Origin of the sequence: Rugamonas brunnea (assembly GCF_014042345.1) — a bacterium.
GTDB classification, from domain to species: Bacteria; Pseudomonadota; Gammaproteobacteria; order Burkholderiales; family Burkholderiaceae_D; genus Rugamonas; species Rugamonas brunnea.
Map to the genome: position 1 here is coordinate 1 of NZ_JACEZT010000036.1, position 11,015 is coordinate 11,015.

Below are 11,015 nucleotides of genomic sequence, written 5' to 3' on the forward strand. Positions count from 1 at the left end.
GGCGCCCGCGAGCGCCGCGCCGGCCGCCGCCCTTGGTCGCCCCGCCGGGCTGCCGGCCATGGCGCTGCCGGCCCCGGCTCCCGCCCCGTCGACCACGGGCGGCCTGCTGCAAAGCATCTTCGCGCTGCTCTTCGTGCTGGCCCTGCTGGTGGGCGCGGCCTGGCTGCTCAAGCGCTTCGGTCCCAAGACGTTCACGGGCGGCGCCCATGTGCGCCTGGTCGGCGCGCTCAGCGTGGGCGCGCGCGAACGCATCCTGGTGGTGGAAGTGGGTGAACAGTGGATCGTGGTGGGCGCTTCGCCCGGCCGCATGAACGCGCTGGCGACCATGGCGCGCCAGCCGCACGACCCGGCCGACGACGCCGTGGCCGCGCCGGCCCTGCCCGGCGCCCAGTTCGCCGAGTGGCTCAAACAGACGATAGATAAACGTAATGGTAAATAAGCAAGGCGGCCTGACGCCGGCCGCAGCCTGCAAGTGGCTGCTCACTCTGGCCGCGCTGGCCCTGCCGCTGTGGGCGGCGGCCGAACCGGGCATCCCGGCCTTCATCAGCAGCCCGGCGCCGGGCGGCGGCACCAGCTACACGCTGCCGATCCAGACCATGCTGCTGATGACGGCGCTGTCGTTCATCCCGGCCGCGCTGCTGATGATGACCAGCTTCACCCGCATCATCATCGTGCTGTCGCTGTTGCGCCAGGCCATGGGCACCCAGTCGGCCCCGCCCAACCAGGTGATGGTGGGCCTGGCCCTGTTCCTGACGCTGTTCGTGATGGGGCCGGTGTTCGACAAGATTTACACGGAAGCCTACCAGCCTTTGCAGGAAAACAAGATCACCATGGGACAGGCGATGGACAAGGGCGTGGCCCCGCTCAAGGAGTTCATGCTCAAGCAGACGCGCCAGGCCGACCTGGCCCTGTTCGTCAAGCTGTCGCGCAGCCCCGCCCTGCAGGGTCCGGAGGACGTGCCGCTGCGGGTGCTGATCCCGGCCTTCGTCACCAGTGAACTGAAGACGGCGTTCCAGATCGGCTTCGCCATCTTCATCCCCTTCCTCATCATCGACATGGTGGTGGCGTCGGTGCTGATGTCGATGGGCATGATGATGATGTCGCCGGCCGTCATTTCGCTGCCGTTCAAGCTGATGCTGTTCGTGCTGGTCGATGGCTGGCAGCTGCTGCTGGGCTCGCTGTCCCAGAGCTTTTACTGACGAGGCGCCGCGATGACTCCGGAAAGCGTCATGACCATGGGCCGCCACGCGATGGAGGTGACCCTGATGATCGCCGCCCCGCTGCTGCTGGTGGCCTTGATCATCGGCCTGGTGGTGAGCATCTTCCAGGCCGCCACCCAGATCAACGAGGCCACGCTGTCGTTCATCCCCAAGCTGGTCGGCATTTTCGTCGCGCTGGTGGTGGCCGGGCCGTGGATGCTGGCGGTGATGCTCGATTACATGCGCGAGGTGTTCGGCGGCATCCCGGGCCTCGTGGGTTGAGGCCGCCATGGCGATCCTGAATCCGGGCGGTGGCGCATGATCACGCTGACCACGGCCGAGATGAACACGTGGATCGCGGCGCTGCTGTGGCCGCTCACGCGCATCCTGGGCCTGATCGCGGCCGCGCCCCTGTTCGGCAACTCGGCGGTGCCGGTCACCATCAAGGTCGGGCTGGGCGTGCTGCTGGCGATGATCGTGGCGCCGGCCGTGCCGGCGCTGCCGGCCACCGACCCGCTGTCGCTGGCCGGGCTGCTGATCCTGGCACAGGAGTTGCTGGTGGGGCTGGCGATGGGCTTTACGATCCGCATCGTGTTCGCGGCCGTGGAAATGGCCGGCGAGATCGGCAGCCTGACCATGGGCCTGGGCTTCGCCACCTTCTTCGACCCCAACACCCAGGGCCGCTCGTCGGCCATCAGCCAGTTCCTGGCGCTGGTGGCCACCATGGGATTTTTGGCCGTCAATGCGCACCATGTGCTGCTGTCGGCCCTGGTGGAGAGTTTCAGCAGCCTGCCGGTGTCGGCCCGGCCGCTGTATGGCGGCGGCTTCAAGCAACTGGCGGACTGGGGCGGCATCATCTTCAGCACCGGGGTGCAGCTGTCGCTGCCCATCGTGGCCGCCTTGCTGATCACCAACGTGGCGCTGGGCATTTTGACGCGGGCCGCGCCGCAACTGAATTTGTTCGGGATCGGCTTTCCCATCACGCTCGGGGTCGGCCTGCTGGTGATCGCCATGTCGCTGCCCTACCTGGCGACACCGATGCAGAACCTGTTTTTGCAAGGCATAGAACGGGCCCGGCTGCTGCCGCGCACGTGGTCGGAACGGCAAGAAGTGGTCAGGAAGCCAACGTCGCCTTTGGCTCCGCTCAACAGGCCATAGCGAAAATCAATAAGCGAACGCGACAATTATGATTTCCATGAGGCAATTAAAAGCGTATCATGGTAAATCCCCGGGAGAAGCAGCATGACGTCCATCATCTATGGCTTTACGACAGACCAGATCATTGCCTTGGGCACGGACAAGGTCATGCAGCTGTCGACTGAAGACATGCAAGCCTTCAACACCGACCAACTCCAGGCCCTCACCAGCAGCCAGTTGCGCGTCCTCAGCAGCACCCAGCTGCAAGCCCTGACCACCACCAGCATCAGCGCCCTGACCACCGACCAGTTGCCCACCCTGTGGTCGCAGCAGGTGGCCGTGCTCACCACCGGCCAGATCGGCGCCCTCACCACCGACCAGTTGCCGGTCCTGACCACCAGCGAGACGCGGGCGCTGCGCAGCGACCAGCTGCAGGCGCTGGCCGCGTCCCAGGTGGGTGCGCTGCGCACCGACGACGTGAGCGCGCTGCAAACGCTGCAACTGGCCGCGCTCGGTTCGAACCAGTCGGCCGGCCTGCGCAGCGACCAGCTGGCCGCCCTCAATTCGGTGCAACTGCGGGCCCTGAACACGATGGCCGTGAGCGCCCTGGGCACGGACCAGGTGGCCGCGCTGGCCACGCTGGCCGTGTCGCAGCTGCTGACCAGCCAGATCAACGCGCTGACGGCGGACCAGTTGCTGGCCCTGAACACCGACCAGGTGGTGGGCCTGTCCACCAGCCAGGTGGCCAACCTGTCCACGCTGAGCCTGCAATCGCTGACGACCGACCAGATCGCGGCGCTGGAAACGCGCGACCTGGTGTGGCTGGGCAGCGCCCAGATCGCCGCCCTGGGCCAGGTGCAGGTGGCGGCGCTGACCACGGCCCAGAGCGCGGCCCTGCGCAGCAACGAAATCGCGGCCCTGACCACGGACCAGTTGCCGGTCCTGAGCAGCGACCAGATCGCCGCCCTCGCCACGCTCGCGCCGCTGGGCTCTGCACAGATGCAGTCGCTCACGACGGCACAGCTGGCCTCGCTGGCCACGCGCCAGGTGGCGGCCCTGAACAGCCTGCAACTGGCGGCGCTGCTGGACTTCCAGCTGGCCGCCCTGACAACCGACCAGATCGTCGCCCTCAGTTCGCTGCAAGTGGGCGCGCTGGCCACGGCCACGCTGTCGCTGCTGTCGACCGACCAGGTGGCTGCGCTCGAGACGCGCGACTTCGCCGTGCTCACCACGCGCCAGATCAACGCCCTCAACACGGCCCAGGTGGCGGCCCTGACCACGGCCCAGATGAAGGCCATGAGCAGCGCCGACCTGGCCGTGCTCAGCACCGACCTGCTGCCCGTGCTGAACAGCGACCAGATCGCCGCCCTCACCTCGCTGGCGCCCCTGGGCACGCAGCAGGTCGCCGTGCTCACGAGCGACCAGGTCGCCACGCTGACGACGCGCAACGTGGCCGCCCTCAGCAGCACCCAGCTGGGCGCGCTGAACGGCTACCAGCTGGTGGCGCTGACCAGCGACCAGCTGGTGGCGCTGAGCGCGCTGCAAGTGGGCAGCCTGCCCACGGCCACTCTGAACCTGCTCACCACCGACCAGATCGGCCAACTGGAAACGCGCGACATGGCCGCCCTGCGCCCGGCCCAGGTGGCGGCGCTGGACACGGACCACCTGACGGCCCTGACCACCGGCCAGTTCGCCGCCCTCGGCAGCGGCGCCATCGCGGCGCTCACCACCGACCAGGTCGGCGTGCTCACGACCGACCAGCTGGGCGCGCTGGCCACGCTGGCGGCCATGTCGAGCCGCCAGATCGGCGCCCTGACGACCGACCAGCTGGCCAGCCTGGCCACCCGCAGCCTGGCCACGCTGGCCGCCAGCCAGCTGGCCGTGCTCAATTCGGACCAGGTGCGCGCGCTCAACACCGACCAGGTGGTGGCGCTCAGCACGGCCCAGTTCCGCGCCCTCAGTTCGGACGCCATCGCCGCGCTCACGACCGACCAGGTGGCGGCGATGGAAACGCGCGACGTGGCTGCGCTGGCCACCAACCAGCTGACCCAGCTCAGCACCGACCAGATCGTCGCGCTGACGACGGCCCAGGCGGGCGCGCTGACCAGCGCCGAAACGGCCGCGCTGACCTCCGACCAGGTGGCCGTGCTGTCGAGCGCCCAGCTGGACGCGCTGCGCAACCTGCCGGCGCTGACCACGCGCCAGATGCAAGCGCTCACCACCGACCAGGTCGCCACGCTGGGCACGGCCGACCTGGCCTCGCTGCTCACGCGCCAGGTGGCCGCCCTGGGCAGCGACCAGGTGCAGGCGCTGACCACCGACCAGATCGTGGCACTGGGCAGCGCCCAGCTGCAGGCCCTGTCCACGGCCAACTTCGCCGCGCTGGCCACGGACCGCATCGCCGCCATCGAAACGCGCGACATCCCCACCCTGCGCACGGCCCAGCTGGCCGCCCTGTCGACCGACCAGGTGGCGGCCCTCACCACGGCCCAGTTCGCCGCGCTGACGACGGCCGAAGTGCGCGCCCTCAACACGGGCCAGGTCCAGGTGCTCAACAGCGACCAGATCACGGCCCTGCCCGGCCTGGCCGGCTTCAGCAGCAAGCAGATCGCCGCCCTCACCTCCGACCAGCTGGCCGCGCTCAGCACGGCCGACTTCGCCAGCCTGCTCAGCAGCCAGGTGGCCGCCCTCGGCAGTACCCAGGTGCCAGGCTTGACGACGGACCAGGTCGGCGTGCTCAACACGGCCCAGATGCGGGCCCTGGCCACCAGCGCGCTGGCCGCCTTCAACAGCGACCAGATCGGCGCCATCCGCCTGGCCGACCTGGTGGCGCTGAGCACGCGCCAGGTGGCCGCGCTGGGCACCGACCAGCTGGCCGCGCTGCACAGCAACCAGTTGGCCGCGCTGACGACGGCTGAAGTGGCGTCCCTGACGACGCTGCAAGTGGCCAACCTCAGCAGCACCCAGCTCGATGCGCTGAGCGCGGCCGCGCTGGCCGCGTTCACCACGCGCCAGCTGGCCGCGTTCACCACCGACCAGATCGCCACGCTCAACACGGTGGACCTGAATGCGCTGCGCAGCACCCAGATCGCATCGCTCGGCACCGACCAGCTGGTCGCGCTCACCACCGACCAGTTGCGCGCCCTGAACAGCACGCTGCTGCGCGCGCTGGCCACGCAAGCCATCCCGGCGCTGACGACGGACCAGGTGGCGTCGCTGACGCTGGCCGAGGTGGTCAACCTGCGCACGGCCCAGCTGGTGGCCCTGACGACGGACCAGGTCGCAGCCCTGGGCACGGCCCAGATCGGCGCCATGACGACCCAGGAAATCGCCGCCCTGACGCCGCTCCAGAAAGCGGCCCTGAGCAGCAGCCAGCTGGCCGCGCTCAGCACGCTGGCCAGTTTCTCGACGGCGGCCATCGCCGCCCTCACCACCGCCCAGATCGCCTCACTGTCGCTGAACGCGCTGCGCAGCCTGACCACCCAGCAGGTGGCCGCCTTCACCAGCGACCAGATCGCGGCCCTCACGACGGACGAGATCGTGGCCCTGACGACGGCCCAGTTCCGGGCCCTGACGGCGGCCGAACTGGCGGCCCTGACGACGGACCAGGTACCGGCCATCGAACTGGCCGACATCGCCGCCCTCAAGACCGGCCAGGTGGCGGCCCTGACGACGGCCCAGATGGCGGCCTTCACCACCGACCAGTTCGCCACGCTGAGCACGCCCGACATCGCAGCCCTGACCACGCAGCAGATCGCCGCCCTGTCCACCGACCAGATCGCCAGTTTCGCCTCGCTGGCACCGCTGGGCAGCGGCCAGATTGCCGCCCTCACGACCGACCAGATCGCCAGCCTGGCCGTGGCCCGCATTCCCACACTCAAGACCAGCCAGATCGCCGGCCTGACCTCGGCCCAGGTGGCGGCCCTGACCACCGACCAGATCGTCGCGCTGACCAGCGTGCAAGTGCGCAGCCTGACGGCCGCCACCCTGGCCGCCTTCAACACCGACCAGCTGGGCGCGATCGAGGTAGCCGACATCCGGGCCCTGACGACGGCCCAGGTGGCCGGCCTGGCGACGGCCCAGGTGGCCGGCCTGACGACGACCCAGCTGGCCGCGTTCACCTCGCAGGAAATCGGCGCGCTGACGTCGCGCCAGCTCAACGCCCTCAGCACGGCCCAGCTGGCCGCGTTCACTTCGCTGGCCGGCCTCGGCACGGCGCAGATCGCCGGCCTGACCAGCGACCAGCTGGCCGCGCTCACGCCGGCCCAGGTGGCGGCCCTGAAGACCAGCCAGATCGGCGCCCTCAGCTCGCGCCAGATCGCCTACCTGACGACGGACCAGGTGGTGGCGCTCAGCTCGGCGCAGTTGCGCGCCCTGTCCAACCCGGTGCTGGCCGCCCTCACCACCGACCAGCTGGTGGCGCTGGACGCGGCCGTGGCCACGCTCAAGACCAGCCAGATCCCCGCCCTCAACAGCGACCAGCTGGCCGCGCTCACGCTGGCCCAGTACGCCGACCTGACGACGGGTGAGATCCGCGCCCTGGCCAGCAACCAGATCAGCGTGCTCACCAGCGCCCAGCTCGACGCGCTGAGCAGCCTGCTGCCGCTGGGCACGGAACAGATCCGGGCCCTCACCAGCGACCAGGTCAGCACCCTCGGCAACGCCGACCTGGCGGCCATGAAGACCAGCCAGATCGCCGCCATGAGCAGCGTGCAGGCGGCCGGCCTGACCACCGACCAGATCGTGCTGCTGTCGTCGGCCCAGCTGCGGGCCATGGACAGCCACACGCTGGCGCGCCTGAACACGGACCAGATCGAAGCGATCGAGCCGCTCGACCTGCGCATGCTGAGCACGGCCCAGCTGCAGGCGCTGACGACCGACCAGATGATGGCGCTGTTGACCACCCAGTTGCGCGCGCTGAGCAGCCAGGACATCAACGCCTTCACCGTCACCCAGCTGTCGGTGCTGACGACGGCCCAGCTCAACGCGCTGGGCAGCCTGGCCGACTACAACACGGCCCAGATCGCGGCCATGTCGACCGACCGCATCATCGCCATCTCGACCGACGACCTGGCGCTGCTGTCGACGCGCCAGCTGGCCGCGCTCACGCCTGTGCAGGCGGCCGTGCTCACCAGCGACCAACTGATCGCCCTCACCGGTCCCCAGCTGGGCGCGCTGTCGACGGCCGCCATGCGGGCCCTGACCACCGACCAGTTGCCATGGATCGAGCCGGGCGACGTGGCCTACCTGAAGACGGCCCAGCTGGCCGCGCTGGGCAGCGACCAGCTGCAAGCGTTGACGACGGACCAGGTGGCCTCGCTGACGACGGTCGAAGTGGCCGCCCTCAAGACCAGCCAGATCCCGGTCCTGACGACCCAGCAGATCGTGGCCGTGGCCGACCTGCGCAGCCTCACCACGGGCCAGGTGGCGGCCCTCACCAGCGACCAGCTGGCCGCCGTCACGCCGGGCCAGCTGGCCATGCTCAAGACCAGCCAGATCGCGGCGCTGAGCAATGTGCAGCTGCCGGCCCTGACGACGGACCAGGTCGCTGCCCTGCAGACGGCCCAGTTCGCCTCGCTGTCGAGCAAGGCCCTGGGCGCGCTCACCAGCGACCAGATCGGCGCGCTGGCGCCGGCCGACCTGGCCGCGCTGCGCACCAGCCAGGTCAGCGGCCTGACCACCGACCAGCTGGCGGCCATCAACACCGACCAGATCGCCGTCATCAGCACGGCCGCCATTGCCGCGCTCAGTTACCTGCAGGCCGACAGCCTCAACACGGACCAGCTGGTGGCGCTGACGGCGGCCCAGGTGCGGGCCCTGTCCACGCGCGCCATCGCCAACCTGCTGCCGACCCAGTTCGCCGCCATCGAAGTGGGCGACATGGCCGCCATGCGCACCGACCAGGTGCGTGCGTTCAATTCCGACCAGTTCGCGGCCATGACGACCGACCAGCTGGCGGGCCTGACCTCGGTCCAGGTGGCGGCCCTCACGCCGCTGCAGATCAGTTTCCTCGACGCCAGCCAGTTCGCCTTGCTCGGCTCGCTGGCCGCCTACAGCACGGCCCAGTTCGCGGCCCTGCCCACGGACCGCCTGGCCGCGCTCGACGACACCCAGCTGGCCGCCCTCACCTCGGTCCAGCTGGCCGCCATGACGAGCCGCCAGTCGCCGGCCCTGACGACCCACGAGATCGTCGCGCTGAGCGTGCCCCAGTGGCAAGCCATCAGCACGGCCGCGCTGCGGGCCCTGACGACGGACCAGATCGCGGCCATGGAAGGGGCCGACCTGGCCGGCCTGAAGACGGTCCAGGTGGCGGCGCTCACTACCGACCAGATCGTTGCGCTCAGCACCGACCAGCTGGGTGCGTTCGGCTCGGGCGCCATCGCCTCCCTGACCACGGGCCAAGTGCGGGCGCTGACCACCAACCAGCTGGCCGGACTGAGCAGCCTGGCCGGCCTGGGCAGCGCGCAAGTGGCGGCCCTCACCAGCGACCAGCTGGCCTCGATCGACGTGGGCCACCTGGTCACGCTCAAGACCAGCCAGGTTGCCGCCCTCACCAGCCGCCAGATCCAGTACCTGACGACCGACCAGATCGCCGGCCTGACGACGGCCCAGGCGCGCAGCCTGAGCACCTCGGTCGTGGCCAGCCTCAACACGGACCAGTTGCAGGCGCTGGCCATCGACGACCTGCGCGCCCTGAGCACGCAGCAGCTGACCGCGCTCACCAAGACCCAGGTCGGCAGCCTGACCAGCGACCAGCTGGGCAACCTGACGACGCAGGAAGTGGCCAGCCTGGCCACTTCCCAGCTGCGGGCCCTGAGCACCGACCAGATCAACGCGCTGGCCAGCCTGGCGCCGCTGACCACGCTGCAAGTCGGCGCGCTCGGCACCGACCAGCTGCCGGCGATCGACGCGCCCCACTTCGCCACGCTCAAGAGCACCCAGATCGGCGCCCTGAGCAGCCGCCAGATCGTCCAGCTGACCAGCACCCAGCTGTCGGCCCTGACGACGGCCCAGACCCGCGGCATCAGCCTGGCCGCGCTGGTGGCGCTGACCAGCGACCAGCTGCCCTACCTGCCGGCGCCGGACCTGATGGCGCTGACCACGCTGCAGCTGCTGTCGCTCAAGACGTCGCAGCTCGGCGCGCTGACGACGGACCAGATCACGGCCCTGAGCACCAAGCAACTCAATCTGCTCAGTTCGGCCCAGATCCGCGGCCTGACCAGCAGCCAGTTCTCCGCCTTCGGCTCGCTGAGCGTGTTCAACACCACCCAGATCGCCGGCCTGACGTCGGACCAGATCAACAGCATGGACGCCGGCCTGATCGATGGCATGAGCACCCAGCAACTGGCCAGCCTGGGACCGGTGGGCTTGTCGGGCATGACGACCACCCAGCTCAACGGCCTGAACACGGACCAGGTGGGCGCGCTGACCACGCGCGCCATGACGGTGCTCAATTCGGACCAGATCGATGCGCTCGACGCCAACGCCGTGCGCGCGCTCAAGACCTACCAGCTGGCCGCCCTGACGACCAGCCAGATCGCGGCCATGACGACGGCCCAGATCAGCAACCTGAGCACGCAGCAGATACGCGCGCTCAAGCTGGCCCAGATCGCGGCCCTGACGACGGACCAGATGGTGTCGCTTGGCAATGGCGAACTGGCCGCGTTCGCGTCCAACCAGGTGTGCGCGCTGACGACCGACCAGACGGCCGTGCTGACGGCCGACCAGCTGGCCGCGCTGCCGCTGGGCAGCCCGCTGATCCTCGACCTGAACGGCGACGGCGTGCGCACCCTGTCCATCACGGCCGGCGTGCAATTCGACTTGTACGGCACCGGCAGCAAGGTGGCCACGGGCTGGGTCGCCCCCACCGACGGCCTGCTGGTGCTGGACCGCAACGGCGACGGCAAGATCGACAGCGGCAGCGAGCTGTTCGGCACCGCCACCGTGCGCGCCGACGGCAGCCGGGCCAGCGATGGCTTCGCCGCCCTGTCCGACCTCGATACCAACCATGACGGCGTGGTCAACGCCAGCGACGCCCTGTTCGGCGAACTGCGGGTGTGGGTGGACGCCAACGCGGACGGCATCAGCACGGGTGCCGAACTGAAGACGCTGGCCCAGGTCGGCGTCACCAGCCTGGACGTGACGGCCCACAAGACCAGCATCAGCGACCAGGGCAACTGGACCGGCCTGGCGGCCACCTTCCAGCGCAGCGACGGCAGCCGTGGCCAGCTGGCCGACGTCTGGTTCCTGACCGACCGTCCGGCCATGCAGGCGCCGCTGAGCGCCCACGTGAGCGCGCTCACGCAGGCGATCGCCACGTTCGGCCAGCAGGCCGACATGCCAGTGACGGGCCAGCTCGGCTACACGGCCGGTACAGCGCAGGCCGCGCCGGCGCCGGCCGCGTTGCCGGGTAGCGTGGCTGGCAACGTGGCCGAGCTGGCCCGCCAGCTGCAGCAATTCGCCAGCGCCCACGGCGGCCAGCAAGCGGCGCCGGTGGAGCCCGGCCGCGACGACTGGCAGCGCAAGCTGGCCATCACCACCTTCCTGGCAAGCAAATAAAATCTATGGTCACCCTCTTTTTTGCAAGCTGATTTTTTGTATGCTGTAAGAAGGCTCGCTTAAATCTATCCGGCGTCTAATTGGAGATGTACTCCGCGCCACGATGAGAGTCGCGCCTGT

Annotated in this window: 5 protein-coding genes; all 5 read left to right on the forward strand. The window is 69.6% G+C overall.

Going from position 1 to position 11,015, the window contains the following annotated elements; translation table 11 throughout:
* A partial coding sequence (gene fliO / locus H3H37_RS25200; protein WP_229219036.1) for a flagellar biosynthetic protein FliO occupies positions 1–439 on the forward strand: 439 nt, incomplete at its 5' end.
* Positions 429–1,199: a flagellar type III secretion system pore protein FliP gene (gene fliP, locus H3H37_RS25205; RefSeq protein WP_182167718.1), complete on the forward strand. Its 771-nt coding sequence runs from the start codon at positions 429–431 to the stop codon at positions 1,197–1,199. The genes fliO and fliP, both read left to right, overlap by 11 nt.
* A 12-nt stretch (positions 1,200–1,211) precedes the next feature.
* Complete coding sequence (gene fliQ, locus H3H37_RS25210; RefSeq protein WP_182167720.1) at positions 1,212–1,481, forward strand: flagellar biosynthesis protein FliQ; 270 nt, start codon at positions 1,212–1,214, stop codon at positions 1,479–1,481.
* 36 nt (positions 1,482–1,517) lie between these two features.
* Complete coding sequence (fliR, locus tag H3H37_RS25215; protein WP_182167724.1) at positions 1,518–2,357, forward strand: flagellar biosynthetic protein FliR; 840 nt, start codon at positions 1,518–1,520, stop codon at positions 2,355–2,357.
* Positions 2,358–2,441: 84 nt separating this feature from the next.
* Positions 2,442–10,895 (forward strand): SPM autocatalytic domain-containing protein, encoded by an 8,454-nt coding sequence (locus H3H37_RS25220; protein WP_182167726.1) that lies wholly within the window; start codon positions 2,442–2,444, stop codon positions 10,893–10,895.
* Positions 10,896–11,015: the final 120 nt, after the last annotated feature.

Coding starts and splice junctions, on each gene's coding strand:
- fliR (WP_182167724.1), top strand. CDS start 1,518: ATGATCACGCTGACCACGGCCGAGATGAACACGTGGATCGCGGCGCTG.
- H3H37_RS25220 (WP_182167726.1), top strand. CDS start 2,442: ATGACGTCCATCATCTATGGCTTTACGACAGACCAGATCATTGCCTTG.
- fliQ (WP_182167720.1), top strand. CDS start 1,212: ATGACTCCGGAAAGCGTCATGACCATGGGCCGCCACGCGATGGAGGTG.
- fliP (WP_182167718.1), top strand. CDS start 429: ATGGTAAATAAGCAAGGCGGCCTGACGCCGGCCGCAGCCTGCAAGTGG.